Annotated in this window: 13 protein-coding genes and 5 tRNA genes; 11 read left to right on the plus strand and 7 right to left on the minus strand. The window is 60.9% G+C overall.

The annotated features are described in order from the left end of the window. The first annotated feature begins 38 nt into the window (after positions 1-38). From mutY to MSG32_RS11435, 7 genes are all read left to right on the plus strand, one after another. Positions 39-1,211, plus strand: a complete 1,173-nt coding sequence (mutY, locus tag MSG32_RS11405) for an A/G-specific adenine glycosylase (RefSeq protein WP_248379739.1) — start codon at positions 39-41, stop codon at positions 1,209-1,211. Positions 1,212-1,349: 138 nt separating this feature from the next. Continuing rightward, positions 1,350-1,661: an oxidative damage protection protein gene (locus MSG32_RS11410; protein WP_052384882.1), complete on the plus strand. Its 312-nt coding sequence runs from the start codon at positions 1,350-1,352 to the stop codon at positions 1,659-1,661. A gap of 104 nt (positions 1,662-1,765) precedes the next feature. Beyond that, a tRNA-Phe gene (locus tag MSG32_RS11415) sits at positions 1,766-1,841 on the plus strand. 5 nt (positions 1,842-1,846) lie between these two features. Beyond that, positions 1,847-1,921: transfer RNA gene (locus tag MSG32_RS11420), tRNA-Gln, on the plus strand. A 49-nt stretch (positions 1,922-1,970) separates the two neighbouring features. Further along, a tRNA-Thr gene (locus MSG32_RS11425) sits at positions 1,971-2,046 on the plus strand. 77 nt (positions 2,047-2,123) lie between these two features. Further along, positions 2,124-2,199 (plus strand) — tRNA-Phe (locus MSG32_RS11430). 3 nt (positions 2,200-2,202) lie between these two features. Beyond that, positions 2,203-2,277: transfer RNA gene (locus tag MSG32_RS11435), tRNA-Gln, on the plus strand. 131 nt (positions 2,278-2,408) lie between these two features. On the opposite strand, the gene MSG32_RS11440 is transcribed toward MSG32_RS11435, so the two are convergent. The 4 genes from MSG32_RS11440 to MSG32_RS11455 form a co-directional block, all read right to left on the minus strand. Next, positions 2,409-3,686 (minus strand): sigma-54 dependent transcriptional regulator, encoded by a 1,278-nt coding sequence (locus MSG32_RS11440; protein ID WP_348983981.1) that lies wholly within the window; start codon positions 3,684-3,686, stop codon positions 2,409-2,411. A gap of 154 nt (positions 3,687-3,840) precedes the next feature. Further along, positions 3,841-4,224 (minus strand): hypothetical protein, encoded by a 384-nt coding sequence (locus MSG32_RS11445; protein WP_213115034.1) that lies wholly within the window; start codon positions 4,222-4,224, stop codon positions 3,841-3,843. A gap of 117 nt (positions 4,225-4,341) precedes the next feature. Continuing rightward, the gene (locus tag MSG32_RS11450; RefSeq protein WP_248379743.1) at positions 4,342-5,205 is read right to left on the minus strand and encodes a hypothetical protein; all 864 of its coding nucleotides are present in this window, start codon (positions 5,203-5,205) and stop codon (positions 4,342-4,344) included. A gap of 19 nt (positions 5,206-5,224) precedes the next feature. Beyond that, the gene (locus MSG32_RS11455; protein WP_248379745.1) at positions 5,225-6,148 is read right to left on the minus strand and encodes a CsgG/HfaB family protein; all 924 of its coding nucleotides are present in this window, start codon (positions 6,146-6,148) and stop codon (positions 5,225-5,227) included. Between the two features lie 589 nt (positions 6,149-6,737). Between MSG32_RS11455 and thpD the strand changes: the two genes are divergently transcribed. Then, on the plus strand, positions 6,738-7,844 hold the full coding sequence (gene thpD, locus MSG32_RS11460) for an ectoine hydroxylase (RefSeq protein ID WP_348983982.1): 1,107 nt from the start codon (positions 6,738-6,740) through the stop codon (positions 7,842-7,844). A 182-nt stretch (positions 7,845-8,026) separates the two neighbouring features. Continuing rightward, positions 8,027-8,761, plus strand: coding sequence for a fumarylacetoacetate hydrolase family protein (locus MSG32_RS11465; RefSeq protein WP_248379747.1), 735 nt, complete (start codon positions 8,027-8,029; stop codon positions 8,759-8,761). Between the two features lie 182 nt (positions 8,762-8,943). Here the strand turns inward: MSG32_RS11465 and speA are convergent, their stop codons facing one another. The 3 genes from speA to MSG32_RS11480 all read right to left on the minus strand — a co-directional run bounded on the left by speA (position 8,944) and on the right by MSG32_RS11480 (position 12,506). Continuing rightward, entirely contained in the window at positions 8,944-10,842 is a 1,899-nt protein-coding gene (gene speA, locus MSG32_RS11470; RefSeq protein WP_248379756.1) for a biosynthetic arginine decarboxylase, read from the minus strand. A 176-nt stretch (positions 10,843-11,018) separates the two neighbouring features. Further along, a complete protein-coding gene (locus tag MSG32_RS11475) occupies positions 11,019-11,981 on the minus strand; it encodes a homoserine kinase (protein WP_248379758.1) in 963 nt (320 codons plus the stop codon). 195 nt (positions 11,982-12,176) lie between these two features. After that, a complete protein-coding gene (locus tag MSG32_RS11480; RefSeq protein WP_082388170.1) occupies positions 12,177-12,506 on the minus strand; it encodes a DUF2782 domain-containing protein in 330 nt (109 codons plus the stop codon). Between the two features lie 358 nt (positions 12,507-12,864). On the opposite strand from MSG32_RS11480, the gene polA reads away from it, so the two are divergent. Together polA and MSG32_RS11490 are read left to right on the plus strand one after the other, a co-directional pair. Next, positions 12,865-15,753 carry a DNA polymerase I gene (gene polA, locus MSG32_RS11485; protein ID WP_248379760.1) on the plus strand — a complete coding sequence of 963 codons (2,889 nt, stop codon included), beginning with the start codon at positions 12,865-12,867 and terminating at the stop codon, positions 15,751-15,753. Positions 15,754-15,878: 125 nt separating this feature from the next. Continuing rightward, positions 15,879-16,946, plus strand: coding sequence for a type I restriction endonuclease (locus MSG32_RS11490; RefSeq protein WP_248379762.1), 1,068 nt, complete (start codon positions 15,879-15,881; stop codon positions 16,944-16,946). Positions 16,947-17,190 lie beyond the last annotated feature (244 nt).

Raw genomic sequence — 17,190 nt, forward strand, 5'->3', positions numbered from 1 at the left:
CCATGGCGTCGACCATGGCGCGAGCAGAGGAAGTTTAGATGGCGCGACCTGACACTGCTGCCACGCCAGACGTGACAGCTCCCGAGAACCACGCCACACCCGGCTTCGAAGACATCGCCCTGAGCCCCGAGGCGTTTCAGGCGCGCGTGTTCGACTGGTTCGATGAGCATGGCCGCAAGCATCTGCCCTGGCAGGAGAACACCACGCCGTATCGCGTCTGGGTCTCGGAGATCATGCTCCAGCAGACCCAGGTCGCGACGGTGCTGCCATACTACGCCCGCTTCATGGAGCGCTTTCCGGATGTCGCGGCGCTGGCGGCGGCGGATATCGATGACGTGCTGCACCTGTGGACGGGCCTTGGTTACTACGCGCGGGCGCGCAATCTGCACAAGGCCGCGCAGCAGGTCGTGAATGAGCACGACGGCGCCTTTCCGGTCGAGAGTGTCGAGGCATTGTCCGCCTTGCCGGGCATCGGGCGTTCGACCGCCGGGGCGATCATCAGCATCAGCACCGGACAGCGGGCGCCGATCCTCGATGGCAACGTCAAGCGCGTGCTGGCTCGCCTGCATGCCGTGGAGGGCTGGCCGGGCCGTCCGGCGGTGGAGCGCAAGCTGTGGACGCTGGCGGAGCGCTACACGCCGCAGGTGCGGCTGGCGGACTGGACCCAGGCGATGATGGATCTCGGGGCCACCCTGTGCACGCGCGGCAGCAAGCCGGATTGCGCGCGTTGCCCCTTCGAGGAGGTCTGCGTGGCGCATGCGCGTGGCGAAGAGAAGCGCTTCCCCGAGAGCAAGCCCAAGAAGACCATTCCGACGCGTCAGACGCTGATGTTGCTGGTCAGCGATGCGGCGGGGAAGATCCTGTTGGAGCGCCGTCCGCCGACGGGCATCTGGGGCGGCCTGTGGGCGCCGCCACTGGTCGAGGACCGCGAGGCCGCGCGGGAATGGGTCGCTCGCGAAGCCCGCGGCGCCCATCTGGAGGCGCCACTGGCGAGTTTCGAGCATGTCTTCAGCCACTTCCGGCTGACCATCACGCCGCAGCCGGTACAGCTGGGGGAGGCAGGGCTTGCGCCAGCTCAAGCGGCCGGCAGCGTCAACGAGTCAGCCGCCGACCGCCGCTTCGTCGACCCTGCCGCGCCGGACGCCGTGGGCCTGCCGGCGCCGGTCAAGGCGCTGCTGGCGCGCTGCACGGATGATCTGTTCGGCCTGTGAGGCCTTGCTGGCGTCGGCTTCGGCCGCACGTCTGGGGCAAAGCGGCTCAAGCGTGCGAGAATGAGGCAACAGTAAAGGCGTCTGGCGAAGGCTCGGCGCTCATCCGCACTGACATCCAGTTCTCTTACGGAGTTACCCATGCGCACCGTACATTGCCGCAAGTATGACCAGGACCTGCCGGGTCTCGATTTTCCGCCGCTGCCGGGCGAGAAGGGCCAGGACATCTGGTCCAACGTCTCGAAGCAGGCATGGGAAGAGTGGCAGGCGCTGCAGACGCGTCTGATCAACGAGAAGCACCTCAACATGATGGATGCCGACAGCCGTCGCTATCTGATGGAGCAGATGGATCGCTTCTTCAACAATCAGGAGACGGACCAGGCCGAAGGTTTCGTGCCGACGGACGCCGCCGCCAAGGGTGAATCGCAGGGCGGACAGGGCTACGAAGTCTGAGTGGACGGCGAGGACGGCGGAAGGCGAATTACGACGCCAAATTCTTGATAAGCAAGGGTTGACGTCGGGAAAGGTTTTCTATTTAATACGTCCTCGTTGGCAAGGGCCAGATAGCTCAGTTGGTAGAGCAGGGGATTGAAAATCCCCGTGTCGGCGGTTCGATTCCGTCTCTGGCCACCAAGTGTTGGGGTATAGCCAAGTGGTAAGGCACCGGTTTTTGGTATCGGCATTCCCAGGTTCGAGTCCTGGTACCCCAGCCAGCTGACATGCAGTAACGTAGTAAGAAGACTCATATCATGAGTTCTTTGTGCCGGCTTAGCTCAGTTGGTAGAGCAACTGACTTGTAATCAGTAGGTCGAGGGTTCGACTCCTTTAGCCGGCACCATCTTCAGGCTTCTGTAGATGAGCGAAGAACACACGATATAGAGGTCGCCTTGGCGGCTTTTTTTGTGTCTTCAGGTTGGCCAGATAGCTCAGTTGGTAGAGCAGGGGATTGAAAATCCCCGTGTCGGCGGTTCGATTCCGTCTCTGGCCACCAAATTGGGGTATAGCCAAGTGGTAAGGCACCGGTTTTTGGTATCGGCATTCCCAGGTTCGAGTCCTGGTACCCCAGCCAATTCTGGCTAGCTGATGAAGTCGCAGGATGAATTCGGCAGCCAACAGAAAAGCCACCCTTCGGGGTGGCTTTTTTGCGTCTGGAGTAAAGGTCTGGGGGGCGACGGGGCATGCCGTGGGCCGGCGCTCATCTCAGTGCGAGGTGTGCTCGTCTGGGTGCATCGCCAGCCAGCTCAGGCGCTTGCGATAGATGGTGGAGGGGGCGATCTCCAGTATCGCCGCAGCGCGGGGGATACTGCCATCACAGGCGCTGATGACGCTTTCGATCGCCTCGCGTTCGACCATCCACAACGGGCGCAACGTGGTCTCGCTGTCCTCCGGTGCGTTGTGGCTGACCGACGTGCGATGCGCCGTGCTGCTGGGCAGGTCCAGCATGTCGGCCGTCAGCACCTCACCATCATTGAGGATGATGGCGCGCCGCAGCGTGTTTTCCAGCTCCCGCACGTTGCCGGGCCAGTCATGGGCCAGCAGCTGACGCTCGGCGCACGCACTGAGTCGTGTGAAGCGCTTGCCTTCGTGGCCTGCCATGCGCCCCAACAGTCCGGTGGCGATCTCCAGGATATCCTGACCGCGCTCGCGCAGCGGCGGCACCTTCAGCGGGATGACGTGCAGACGATAGAAGAGGTCTTCCCGGAAGCGGTGAGTATCGACCAGTACCCGCGGGTTCTGATGCGTGGCGCACACGATGCGGCAATTGACCTCTACAGTGCGCGTGGCACCCACCGGCATTACCTGTCCTGTCTGCAGGAAGCGCAGCAGCTTGCTCTGCAAGGGCAGCGGCAGCTCCGCGATCTCATCGAGAAACAGCGTCCCCCCATCTGCCGCCACGGCGAGCCCCTGCTGGGCGCTCACGGCCCCCGTGAAAGCCCCGCGCACATGTCCGAACAATTGCGACTCCAGCAGCTCTGCCGGAATGGCGGCACAATTGACGGCGATGAACGGGCCGTCACGTACCGGGCTATGGCGGTGAATGGCAGTGGCACACAATTCCTTGCCGCTGCCGCTTTCGCCGGTGATGAAGATGGGAGCGTCCGAGTGGGCGACCTGGATGAGAGTGCGATAGAGCGTCTGCATGGCCGATGAGTCTCCGATAAACTCCCCAAAACCGCGAGGTCGCTTTACCGGTAGTTCCCTTACCCGCGAGGTAGTGGAGATATCGTCAGCCAGATTCAATGCAGTAGCCGATGATGCAGCCTGATGAGCTTTCAGTGCGGTCATGAGTGTTGTTCCCTTGCTGCTGGTCTTTCTGCATTGCCTGCGCTTCGTGCGAGCGGGCTGCGAAAGAATAATTGTCGGGCTGCTTCTGGTGACAGCCTCACCGGAGAGTCTGGATTCTCCAGCGTTGAGTGTTCGTCTTGGGGGTTTATCGAGTACCCATATAGAGGTTAATGACTTGTGCGAGATGATCATGGCGGCTTTTAGTGCGTTTTTTCCGCTCCCCCTGAGTGGCAGACTTCTCAGTCTCGACGCTCGCCTGGCTGACCAACTCTCTACTCACGCTGAAAGGGTGAGTTCTGGTATCTGACGGTCTGTCTTCCCGCGGATGACTGTCCCGAGCAGTGCATCACTGGGCGTCTTCCTCCTCATCTTCGTTGTTGTGGGTGATGGTGAAGTCAGTCGACGACGTCTGAGAGCTGCCATCCGCGGACTGATCCGCAGTGCCATCGATGGTGCCGGTGGAACCATCACTCAGTGTCTGTTCGATCTGTTGCCAGTTGCCGATCGAGGTGCTGCTGCCGGTATTGAGGGTATATTCCCCGATATTGGTATCGGACCCTTCCCCCAGGCTGCCGGCCTTCTTGCTCTCGTAGAGGATCAGGGCGGTTTCTGCGCTACGTGCCGGAAAGTCGTAGGGGAATGGCCCCATCAGCGAGTTGGCGCTGACCGTCGTGGCCAGCAGGCATCCCGCGCTGACGACCCCCAGGCTGATACGTGTAAAGGCATTCATGTCTTGCTCCTTTCGCTCTGTGAAAGATGCAGTGTCTGATGCGTGAAGAATCTGGTGTCGGCAGATGCTGAAACACACGCGGGTTGCCCCGCGTGTGTTGATCAGGCTGTCGCTGGATTATTGCGGACCGACATTGATGGAGACGTTGTTGCCCACTGAGGTCGCAGCATTGTTGATGACCGGGCCCTCGAAGCTGCCCACTGGCGGCAAGCCGAGCGTGATGTCGCTGACTGAGGCCGTGGAGGTCACATTGGCGAAGCTCATCTGGGTATTGTCGGCAATCAGGGCGGTATCAAGACCAGTTGTGTCCTGGGTGACTGACAGGTTGTTGCCCACTGAGGTGGCAGCGTTGTCCACGCTCAGATTGAGAATGTTCTCGACAGTGGCCAGTGACTCGATATTCGCTTTCTGGTAATAACCCCCTGCCAAGAACTGCTCGTTGTGCAGGTTGACCATGGCATCGCTTTCCAGTGAGGCATTGTTGCCGACTGAGGTCGCCGCATTTTCCAGGCTTTCCAGGCGTGTGATATCAGCATTCACGACGGGGTCGGTGGTGGTGGTATTGATATAGCCAATGGCCCCTGCGCCTGCGCCTGCGATGGCACCGGCACTGGCATTTGCACCAGAGCCAAACCAGCCGCCATACGAGCTGGCCCCTGCACCTGCGGCTGCTCCTGCGGCTGCGCCCACGCCAATCCCGACTTCGGTGGTGGTCTCACCGGGGCCAGAGCCGTAACTGATGTCACTGACGACGGCTTCCGAGCTGACATCCCCGATCTGCTTCTGGAAGTTTTCCACCATCACCAGGCCGCCCGGATCGTCGATCGTCGGATCGATATGGGCTCCCACCTTGATGTGCGTGTCAACGTGGCCATGCCATTTCCAATGGACATTGTCGAAGGCTTGCGCCTGACTTGCCATCATCACACCACTTACGAGACCGATGGCGACTGCGAGCTTGTTATAGGTAGTCATTGTCATGTTCCTCATGAATGTTGACTTATTGTGCTGCGCTGGATGCTGCCGGTACTTCTGATGCGGGTGTTGCTTGCAACGGTGTTGCGACTGCTTCATTTGATTCATTGCCACTTGCTGCATTGCTGCTGGTATTGGCTGCGGCCACTTGCTGCGTGTTGCTATCGTCGTCTGCAACATGCTGTCCCGGGTGAAGCTCGCATTCCTGTCCCGCAGGTACAGGAAGCCCCAGGCCTTCAGTCAGAAGCTGATACGCGCCCATCTCCACGACTGATCTCACGCCCAGCTGCAGTGGTTCATTGCGCACTGCGCCGGAGTCAAACTCGACCAACTGATTGCCGAAGAAGCGGTAGATACCGGCTTCGACTTCGTAACCGACCACCTGCTTCTGCAGGCTGGTGACATAGACGGTGCGGAAGGTGCGGATATCGACCATGCGCAGGTCAAGGCCGACATTGATGACTGCAGTGCGCAGTCCGGCCCCGATTCCGCTGACGAACAGGCGGGCACCGCCGCTCGAAATGTTGTAATTGAGCTCTGTCAGTGCACCGAGAACCACGAAATGCGAAGGGAGGACTGCCAGTTTGCGTGGCGAGTAGGCCATTGCCTTGTTCTCGAAAAGCTGCTGCTCTGCCAGCGGGACTCGTACATCGAGACGCTCGGTAAGATGTACCTTGCGAGTCTTGTAGAGAGCACTTATCAGCATCTCGGATACGCCCTGGGTCACGGCAGCACTCTCTGTCACGGTGGAGTAACTGCGCTGACCGGTCTTGTCCGTCACCTGACCCACTGCAATCACAGGCAGGTTGGTGGCTCCCTGAATTCGACTGAGTGATACGAGGCATTCGCTATATGGCGTATTGTTGGAGGTGACTGGTGGCCCTACGACCGGTTCGACATTGTCGAATTTCGGTTCGACAGCGGCGCAGCCCCCCAGCACTGTGGCCATGCAAGCGGCCATGCATATCCGTGGCTTAAACATGCTGGAAGTTCCCCTGGTGTGACGCATGATCCTGCGCCGTTATTTTTTCTCTGATATGTCTCTATCAGTTGTTCTGCCGTGTTTTCTAAGGGGCACGAAGCGTGCCAAACAATTTCACAATATTTCACAGACACTTACGCATTAATGCGCAATGTTGCGTGTGATGCGTTTTGCAAATGGCGAAGCGAAGTGAGGGGAAATACCACGGGCATGGTGCCAATGATGAGTCGCTGATTAAGCCGCTTGTCTCACGGAAGATGAGAGTTCGTGGCAACAGGATGAGTCGGGACTGGCGAGAGGGGATGACTGAAGGAATTTGTCATCCGCGAGGCACAGGCAGCCTCATGTTTTCTTGAGAAGGGTGATGGCGGGTGTGGTGTGAGATTGGATGGTCTTTTAACGATCTTGTGGATCAGATCTCTATGCTTATTTCATGAATCTCGGGGTTGAAGTCTGTTGTATGGCCCATAGGTGGGACAGTGCGGGCAAGCCGCATGCTAGAACGCCAGATTCCACTTTCCTCAATGCAAGACATTGATGCCTTAAGGAGAGCATGATGACAGCTTCACGCCATATGACCTCGTACAACGCCACTTCTGCTCTTTCCTCCAAGCAACGCCAACATGAGCAGACCGATGGTGGCAACGTCAGCGCCGCTGCAGAAGCCTCCAACCAGCCGCTGGACGCCCGTCAGACCAATGCCGACCGTGATCAGGCGCCGGAAGCCTATCTCGACAAGTCGGGCAGCGACCGAGGCTCCGATCACTCGCGAGACGCCTATCCGACGCGCCTTAGCCAGCCGCCGGAGCATCTGTGGCAGAAGCGCCGCGAGCCCGTCGTGCACTCGCGTGCCGATGAGGGGCCGCTGGGCGCCGAGCAGCTCAAGCGCTTCGAGCGTGATGGCTTCCTGTTCGAGCCGGAATTCCTGGCGCCGGAGGAAGTCGAGACGCTGAAGGCCGAGCTGGCAGCGCTGCTCGACAACGAAGAGTGGCAGGGGCGTGATTTCACCATCACCGAGCCCAAGAGCCGCGAGATTCGTTCCATCTTCGCCGTGCACTTCCTGTCCGAGCGCTTCCGCCAGCTGGCAGAAGACCCGCGCCTGGTCGATCGCGCGCGCCAGATCCTGGGGGGTGATGTCTATCTCCACCAGTCGCGCATCAACTACAAGCCGGGCTTCGAGGGCAAGGGCTTCAACTGGCACTCGGACTTCGAGACCTGGCACGCCGAGGATGGCATGCCGGAGATGCGCGCGGTCAGCGCCTCGATCATCCTGACCGACAATCACCATTTCAATGGCCCGCTGATGCTGATCCCCGGCTCGCATGAAGTCTTCGTGCATTGCCTGGGCGAGACGCCGGATGACAACCACAAGTCATCCCTGCAGACCCAGAAGGTCGGTGTGCCCTCGCGCGAAGCACTGAGCGAGCTGATCGCCGAACGTGGTATCGAAGCACCGACCGGTGCCGCCGGTGGTCTGTTGATGTTCGACTGCAATACGCTGCATGGCTCCAACGCCAACATGTCGCCGGACCCGCGCAGCAACGCCTTCTTCGTCTACAACCGCGTCGACAACGCGATGCAGGCACCCTTTGCCGCCGCGCGTCCGCGCCCGGAATTTCTCGCGCACCGTCTCGATGGTGGCTGGGATGAACTTGAAGACTGAGCTTGAAAGCTGAGCTTTGAAGACCGAAGTGGACTGAACTGCACAACGCCGGGTTGCGCTCAGGCGGCGAAATCTCGGACGTTGGTGTGGTAGTGGCAGGCTGTCGGGGCGACGTATCATTGCGATATCTCTCATTGATCGTCTTTCATTGATCCTCCATCACGCCCCGACAGGAGTTCTGCATGCCGCTTGCTCAGCGTTTCACCCCGCGTTTCAGCGATGGTCGCGTCTTCGCTCATGACCTCGGCAAGGTGGTCTGTGTCGGCCGCAATTACGCAGCCCACGCCGCGGAGCTCGGCAATGAAGTGCCCAGCGAGCCGCTGCTGTTCATCAAGCCCGCCACCAGCGTGACGCCGATGGACAAGCCATTGGCGATCTCGCGGCGTCGTGGCCAGTACCATTACGAGGCCGAGCTGGCGCTGCTGATCGGCAAGCCGCTGTGTGAAGCCAGCGAAGCAGAGTCGCTGGAAGCACTGGCCGGCATGGGCCTGGCACTGGACCTGACCCTGCGTGAGCGCCAGAGCAAGCTCAAGGCCAAGGGCCAGCCGTGGGAGCTGGCCAAGGCCTTCGATGGCAGCTGCCCGCTGTCTTCCTTCGTGGCGCTGGAAGGGCCGCGTTGGCGCGATGCCGATGGCGAGCTGCACAGCGTGGATTTCCAGGCGCTGCACTATCGCTTCGCCATCGATGGCGAGCAGCGCCAGCAGGCGGATACCAGCCTGATGCTGTTCCCCGTTGCGCGCCTGCTAAGTGAGATCAGCCACAGCTTCACCCTGCTGCCCGGCGATGTGGTGCTGACCGGCACGCCGGAAGGCGTCGGCGAGCTGAATCCGGATCAGGCGCTGGCACTGGCGCTGGACGCCCCGGATGGCAGCGGCGAGCTGTTGCGTGTCGAGACACGCACGCGCGGCGTGGCATGACGTCTGGGGCTGAGACAGCCCTGAGCGAGTAGACAGCAGCCCTGAGAGGGTTGAAAACAGCCCTGAGCGGGTTAAAAAAACAAAAGCCCCTGCCGGGTCACCGGCAGGGGCTTTTGCTGTCTGGGCTTTAGCTTTTGAAGCGAGTTCGGTTCAGCGCACCAGACCCGAGCCTCGCACAAGTCTCAGCTCTCCAGGTAGGTATAGCCGTCGAGACCGGCCTTCAGGTCTTCGAGCAGGTCTGCCTGTTCCAGCGCATTCAGGTTGGATGACTTGAGCTGACGCGCGAGGCGTGCGGCCAGCTGCTCCGGGTCGAAGTTCACGTAACGCAGCACCTGCGCCACGCTATCACCCTGAATCGCATGAGAAAGCTGCCACTGGCCATCGTCGTCGAGGCTGGCATCCACGGAATCGGTATCGCCGAACAGGTTGTGCAGGTCGCCGAGGATTTCCTGATAGGCGCCGACCATGAAGAAGCCGAGCAGCTTCTCTTCATCGGCATGCCATTCCGGCAGCGGCAGGGTGGCGTCCAGGCCCTGATCATCCACATAGGTGTCGATGCGGCCATCGCTGTCGCAGGTGATGTCCTGAATCACGCCACGCCGTGTCGGCGCGCGGTCGAGACCGGTCAGCGGCAGGATCGGGAAGATCTGCTCGATGCCCCAGATGTCCGGCAGCGACTGGAAAAGAGAGAAGTTGACGAACAGCTTGTCGGCCAGCTTCTCGTTGAGCTCATCGAGCACCGCGCGGTGCGAACGCTGACGCGCATCGAGACGCCCGGCCAGGCTGCGACACACGTTGGTGTAGATGGCTTCGGCCTCGGCGCGGATGGCGATGCTCGCCAGCCCCATCACGAAGCGCTCCTGCACCTGATGCTGTGCATGCACCACGGCGTGGTAGATCTCCACCAGCTCACGCGGCTCCAGCTGACCTTCCAGTCGTGCGGCCTGCGCCCACAGTGCGGCGATCTGGGCATCGTCCTCGCGGCGTGCGGGCAGCGGCAGGTTCACGCGCTCCTCGCCGATCACGTCCGTCACCAGCACCGCGTGATGGGCGGTCAGGGCGCGGCCGGATTCGGAGATGATGTGCGGATGCGGCAGGTCGTGGGCATCGCAGACGGCGTGGAAGGCACCGACCACATAGTCGGCATATTCGCGCATCGAGTAGTTGAGCGAGCAGGCGCTTTCCGAGCGCGTGCCTTCGTAGTCCACGCCCAGGCCGCCGCCGACATCGACGATTTCCACGCCGGCGCCAGCTTCGTGCAGGCCCTGATAGAAGCGCGCACACTCGGCCAGACCGCGCTGGATATCGCTGATGTCCGCGATCTGGGAGCCAAGATGGAAGTGGACCAGCTTGAGGCAATCCAGCGCATCCACCTCGCGCAGACGCTCGACCAGCGCGACGATCTGGCTGGCGGTCAGGCCGAACTTGGACTTCTCGCCGCCGGTGTTCTGCCAGTTGCCCTTGCCGATAGTGGCCAGGCGCGCGCGCAGGCCGATGCGCGGCCGCACGCCCAGGCGCCTGGCCTCTTCCAGCACCAGTTCCAGCTCGCTGGCCTTCTCGACCACCAGATGCACGCGGTGGCCGAGCTTCTCGCCCATCAGCGCCAGACGCACGTATTCGCGGTCCTTGTAGCCATTGCAGACGATCACCGACGGGCCGCTGTCCGACAGCGCCAGCACGGCGAGCAGTTCCGGCTTGCTGCCGGCTTCCAGCCCGACACGCCCGCGTGAGCGCTCGCTGGTCGCCAGCAGTTCCTCGACAACGCGACGCTGCTGATTGACCTTGATCGGGTAGACGGCGGTGTAGCTGGCGCCATAGCCGCGCGAGCTGATGGCGGCATCGAAGGCGGCGCACAGCTGCTCGACGCGGTCATGCAGGATATCGGCGAAGCGAACCAGCAACGGCAGGCGCAGGCCCTGGGCGCGCGCCTTGTCGATCAGCGAGATCAGCGGCAGCGCAGGCGTGCCCGGCTCGCCATGCGGGCGCACCAGTGTCAGGCCATCCTGGCCCACGTCGAAATAGCCGCTGCCCCACTGGTCGATGTTGTAGGTGCGGCGTGCTTCGGCTGCAAAGGAGGTCATCGCGGTCTCCGGAGATGGACGGCGTGAAGGCAAGCCCGGCGGTGCTCAACAGGTGTGGGCAGCGTCGGAGAAGACAATGACGCCCGCAGGAATGCGGGCGCTCAGAGGGCGCATTATGCCTGCTGGGGGCCAGCAGGCAATTGCTTTGACGACTCGGTGAGTACGGAAGGTGCCGATCAGGCCGGTTGCGTGGCCTCGGGCAGCGGCAGAGCGCCTTCCTCGATGCGGCGACCCAGCAGCTGGCGGTACTGTGCCGGGTCCTTCGGCGTCAGGCTGTGGGCGGGCGGGTCCACGTAAACCACCAGCAGGCGCGACAGCCAATAGCGCAGCGCGGTCATGCGCAACATGCTCGGCCACAGGCGGCGTTCGTCGGCATTCATCGGGCGCTCGGCGAGATAGGCGCTGAGCAGGGCGTCATAACGCGCCTGGTCCAGCCGGCCATCGTCATTGGAGCACCAGTCATTGACCAGAATCGACAGATCGAAGATCAGGTCGCCGGTGCAGCCGTTGTAGAAGTCGATGATACCGCCGAGGCGGTCGCCGTCGAACAGGGTGTTGTCGCGGAACAGGTCACCGTGCAGTGCGCCCTGCGGCAGCTCGACACCGCTGAAGACGTCTTCGCAGACATCGATCTCGTCGGCCATCAGCGCCTGGTCTTCCGGGCTCAGATACGCCAGCACCTTGTGGTGCATCGGCTTGATCCAGTGCAGGTCACGGGTGTTGGGACGGTGGCCAGTGAAATGCTGCGAGACGGCATGCATGCGCCCCAGCGCCGCGCCGATCTCGCGGCACTGGGCCACGTTGGGCGAGACCGGCCAGTTGCCCGGCATACGCGGGAACAGCAGCGCCGGCTTGCCTGCCAGCACCTTGAGCGCCTGGCCGTCGCGGTCGTGCAGCGGGCCCGGCACCGGCAGCTTGTGGCTGGCGAGGAAGTCGAGCAGCTCGACGAAGAAGGGCAGTTCCGCATGCTCGCCCTGCTCGAACAGGGTCAGCACCATCTCGCGGCGATCGGTGGTGACGAAGAAGGTCGAGTTCTCGGTGCCGTGCGCGACATCCTCAAGCGATGTCAGCGTGCCTGCGTCGTACTCTGCCAGAAATTCTGCGACCTGAGCGTCGCTCAGGGGGGTAAAGACTGCCATGGGTGACTCTTCTCGCCGAAATGTGTCCGCCCCGCCAGTGGCGCGCCGCCGGAGCGAAACGGCGGCAATGCGCTGACAGGAGTTGTTGTAGGTATGCAGGAAGGATGCCGTCACGCCCGGGGGCAAGAGATGTGCCGCGGGCGTGACGCCTGTCGCTGCTGGCTCAGCTGTCGCGTGAACCAGATGCCGAGCTTATCACTTTTTCAGTGCCCAGCCGGGTACCTTGAGCTGGCTGGCACTGGTGACGCTGGACTTGATGAAGTTGCCGTTGCCGTCACTGTCGAGCAGGAAGAAGGGCGCGCCGCCCTTGGGGATGATCTCGATGGCATACAGATGGCCATTGACGCGGTATTCGCGCAGCTGACGGTCATCCTGCTGACGGCTGGTGATCTGCGGCTTGGGGGCCTCGCTCTCGGCGACGGCCAGCGGCGCACTCAGGGCGGTGACGGCCAGCAGCAGCCCGGTAGCCAGCAGCGTGGGCAGGCGCAGCAGGGAATGCGGAGCAATGGAAGCAGTCGAGCGCATGACAATCCTCCTTTACACAAGCGCAGCCTGTATCAGGTTCCGCGTGCAAAAGTTCTGTGAGCAAGGGGCCTGCAGGCAGGGTGCCTGCGAGCAAGCACCTGGTGCGTACCCGTGCAGAAGACAAGCGAATCGGCGCTGGCCTGAAACCTTGCCTGATGGGCGCAGTTTACGTCCCTTGCCGGCAGTGTGCACGACTTCCCGCCATCAATGCCGGGCGCAGAAGACACACGCGCCGAGGGTGGCGACTGTGCCTCGCCGCAGCCCTTGCGTATCATGACAGCCATAGCTGCCGAGAGGTTTTCGGCCCCCGACTCTGCTTGCCCCAAGCTCACCCTTCAGCCTACGGATGCGACTGCTCATGGCCGCCACGCCGATCGTTCTCGTCGATGGATCTTCCTATCTCTATCGTGCCTTTCATGCTCTGCCGCCGCTGACCACCTCCAAGGGCCTGCCCACCGGCGCGGTGAAGGGCGTGATCAACATGCTCAAGAGCCTGATTCGCCAGTACCCGGACAGCCCCATGGCGGTGGTCTTCGATGCCAAGGGCAAGACCTTCCGCGACGACATGTACCCCGAGTACAAGGCCCAGCGCCCGCCGATGCCGGATGACCTGCGCCTGCAGGTCGAGCCGCTGCATGCCTGCGTGCGCGCCCTTGGCCTGCCCCTGCTGTGCGTGGAAGGCGTCGAGGCCGATGATGTCATCGGCACCCTGGCGCGCATGGCGACCGAAGCCGGGCGTGACGCCGTCATCTCCACCGGCGACAAGGACATGGCCCAGCTGGTGAACGAGCACATCACCCTGGTCAATACCATGAAGAACGAGACGCTGGACGTGGACGGCGTCACCGAGAAGTTCGGCATTCCGCCGAACCTGATCATCGACTTCCTCGCGCTGATGGGCGACAAGGTCGACAACATTCCCGGCGTGCCGGGCGTGGGCGAGAAGACCGCGCTGGGCCTGCTGCAGGGCATGGAAGGCGGCCTCGACACCATCTACGGCGATCTCGATCGCATCAAGACGCTCAGCTTCCGTGGCGCCAAGACCCTGGCCAAGAAGATGGAAGCGCATCGTGAAGATGCCTACCTCTCCTACCGTCTCGCCACCATCAAGCTGGACTGCGAGCTGGAATATGGCCTGGATGACCTCGCGATCGCCGCGCCGGATACCGCCGCGCTGGTCGAGCTCTACCGCGAGATGGAATTCCGCGCCTGGCTGAAGGAGCTGCTGGAAGGCGGCGACATGGCGGCCACCCCGCATGCCGACGAGAAGGACAGCGGAGTCGCCGGCAGTGACCTGTTCGGTGACAGCATCGCGCCCGTCGCTGACAAGGCCTCAGGCAAGGGCAAGACCGCCGCTGCGCCAACGCCTGATCTGGAAGCGGCGGAAGAGGGCGACGAGATGCCCGATGCGCTGCCGCCGCGTGAGGAGCGCAACTACCGCGCCATCACCGAGCAGGCCGAGCTGGACGCGTGGCTCGAGCGCGTGCGCAACGCCACCTCGCTGTGCTTCGATCTCGAGACCACCAGCCTCAACTACATGGAAGCCGAGATCGTCGGTATCGGCATGGCGCTGGAAGTCGGCGAGGCCGTCTACATTCCCGTCGCTCACAGCTATCTGGATGCCCCCGCGCAGCTGGAGCGCCAGGCCGTGCTGGAAGCGCTGACGCCGATTCTCGCCGATACCGCCATCACCAAGATCGGCCAGAACCTCAAGTACGACATTGAGGTGCTGGCGCGCTACGACATCGCGGTGGCCGGCCCGCTGGCCGACACCATGCTGATGTCCTACGTGCTCAATTCCACCGCGACCCGTCACGACATGGACTCGCTGGCGCTCAAGTATCTGGGCGAGAGCACCATCAGCTTCACCGACATCGCCGGCAAGGGCGCCAAGCAGCTGACGTTTGATCAGATCGCGCTGGAAGAGGCGATGCCGTATGCCTGCGAGGATGTCGACATCACCCTGCGTCTCGCCGCGCTGCTGATGCCGCGCATCGAGAAGCTGGGGCGTCTGGATGAAGTGCTGCGTCAGTTCGAGTATCCGCTGATTCCGGTGCTGGCACGCATCGAGCGCAACGGTGTCGCGATCGACCCCGAGCGCCTGCACGTCCAGACCCGCGAGCTGACCGAGCAGATCCACGACATCGAGAAGCAGGCCTTTGAGCTTGCAGGCCGCGAGTTCAACCTCTCTTCCCCCAAGCAGCTGGGCGAGATCCTCTTCGAGGAGCAGAAGCTGCCGGTCAAGAAGAAGACGCCCAAGGGCGCGCCGTCTACCGCCGAAGCGGTGCTTGAGGAGCTGGCGCTGGACTACCCGCTGCCCAAGCTGATCATGCGCCATCGCGGCATGACCAAGCTCAAGAGCACCTACACCGACAAGCTGCCGCAGCTGGTCAACCCGACCACGCGTCGCCTGCACACCAGCTACCATCAGGCCGTCACCGCCACGGGGCGTCTGTCGTCGTCCGATCCGAATCTGCAGAACATCCCGGTGCGCAGCGACGAGGGCCGACGCATCCGTCAGGCCTTCATCGCGCGCCCCGGCTATCGCATCGTCGCGGCGGATTACTCGCAGATCGAGCTGCGCATCATGGCGCACCTCTCCGGTGACAAGGGCCTGCTCTCGGCCTTCGCCGACAACCGCGACGTGCACGCCGCCACCGCCGCCGAAGTCTTCGGCACCGAGGAATCGCGTGTCAGCAGTGACCAGCGTCGCAGTGCCAAGGCCATCAACTTCGGGCTGATCTACGGCATGTCCGCCTGGGGCCTCTCGCGTCAGCTGGATATCGAACCCGGCCAGGCCAAGACCTACATCGAGCGCTACTTCGAGCGTTATCCGGGCGTCGCCACCTATATGGAAGACACGCGTCAGCTCGCCGCCGAGCAGGGCTACGTCGAGACCATCTTCGGCCGTCGTCTCTACCTGCCGGAAATCGGTTCACGCAATCACGCGCGTCGCAGTGCCGCCGAGCGCACCGCCATCAACGCCCCGATGCAAGGCAGCGCCGCCGACATCATCAAGCGCGCCATGATCGACGTGGACGCCTGGCTGGCGGGCAGCGACGGTGCCGACAGATACGATGCCATGATGGTCATGCAGGTACACGATGAACTCGTCTTCGAAGTCGCCGAAGCGCAGGTCGAAGACTTCATGAAAGACGTCGCGCAGCGCATGCAGAACGCCGCCTCCCTCGATGTTCCGCTGCTCGTCGAAGTCGAGCAAGGCGACAACTGGGAAGAAGCGCATTAACGCGACGCACCATTAAAGCAATCATCAAAACCCCGCTTCGGCGGGGTTTTTTGTTATTAACTTTGACAGTTATACTTATCAAGGTAAGAATATAAGCGCTAGCTTTTACACAGGGAAGAAGAAAAATGAGCTTGATAGAACGTTTCCAGCCATTGGTCCGTCGTGCACGCGATGAAAGTTCTCACATTACAACGGAAGAAGCCACAAAGACTGCGTTAATACTGCCTATGTTGCAGATATTGGGGTATGACGTTTTTAATCCTCGCGAGGTTATCCCCGAGTATATCGCCGACATAGGCAAGAAAAAGGGTGAGAAAGTAGATTATGCCATCATGAAAGATGGCGAGATCTCAGTTTTGATCGAGTGTAAGCCTTTAGGTATGAACCTTGATCAAGCTCACTTCACTCAGCTTTATCGTTATTTTAGTGTGACTCCTGCACGTTTTGGCGTGCTCACAAATGGTGTGGAGTACCGTTTCTTCTCGGACTTGGATGACAGGAATAAGCTTGACGATCAGCCTTTCTTCCGCTTCGATCTGCTAGATCATAATGATCGTGATTTAGAAGAATTGAAGAAATTCAGCAAGAGTGATTTTGAGGTTGATAATATCCTTGGTTCTGCGAGTCAGCTGAAATATATCTCGCTTATACAAGAAGAGTTTTCTTCTCTCATTACCGATGTGCCTGAAGACTTTGTGAAGTTTATCGTGTCCCGTGTCTACGAAGGACGTATGACTCAAAGTGTCTTGAGTGAGTTCAAGCCAACCGTTTATGATGCGATTCAACAGTTTATTCGTGAACAGGTAGATACTCGTCTCAAGAAAGCGCTTAACTCCAGTGACCTGTCAGTTAACGATGTCATGAGAAGCGATCCTGCTGAAAAAGAGGCAGAGCCAGAAGACGGTATCGAAACCACGCAAGAGGAAATTGACGCCTATAATATCGTGCGAGCTTTGGTGTGCGATAAGGTCGATATTGAACGTGTTGTTATGCGTGATACCAAGAGTTATTGCGGTATTTTGCTTGATGATAATAATCGCAAGCCGATCTGTCGCCTTCGCTTTAACGGAAAAAGCATCAAAAGAGTTGAGTTCTTTGATGATGAAGCGGATAGAGTGGAAATCAAAGATATTAAAGATATATTCTTGTTCAAGGATCGCTTGTTGAATACCCTGGATAAATATATTCAGTAATTTCAGATGTGATCAAGAAAACCCCGCTTTGGCGGGGTTTTCTTGTTTCTGGGCTGCATTTCCTGGGCAGGGTCTCTGGCCCCCTCGTCTCTGTCCATGCCCATAAAACGAGCATGAGAAAGCAGAGGCACTGGCCTCGGGAAGTTCTACGACCACTGGCTACGTTGATCCTTGGCGGCGGTAGGCCGATGCTGTGGGTGGTGTCCGGTTTTCCGGACGCTGGCTGCGTGAAGGCGCAGCCCAT

This window comes from Cobetia sp. 1CM21F (genome assembly GCF_023161745.1).
Taxonomy (GTDB): Bacteria; Pseudomonadota; Gammaproteobacteria; order Pseudomonadales; family Halomonadaceae; genus Cobetia; species Cobetia amphilecti.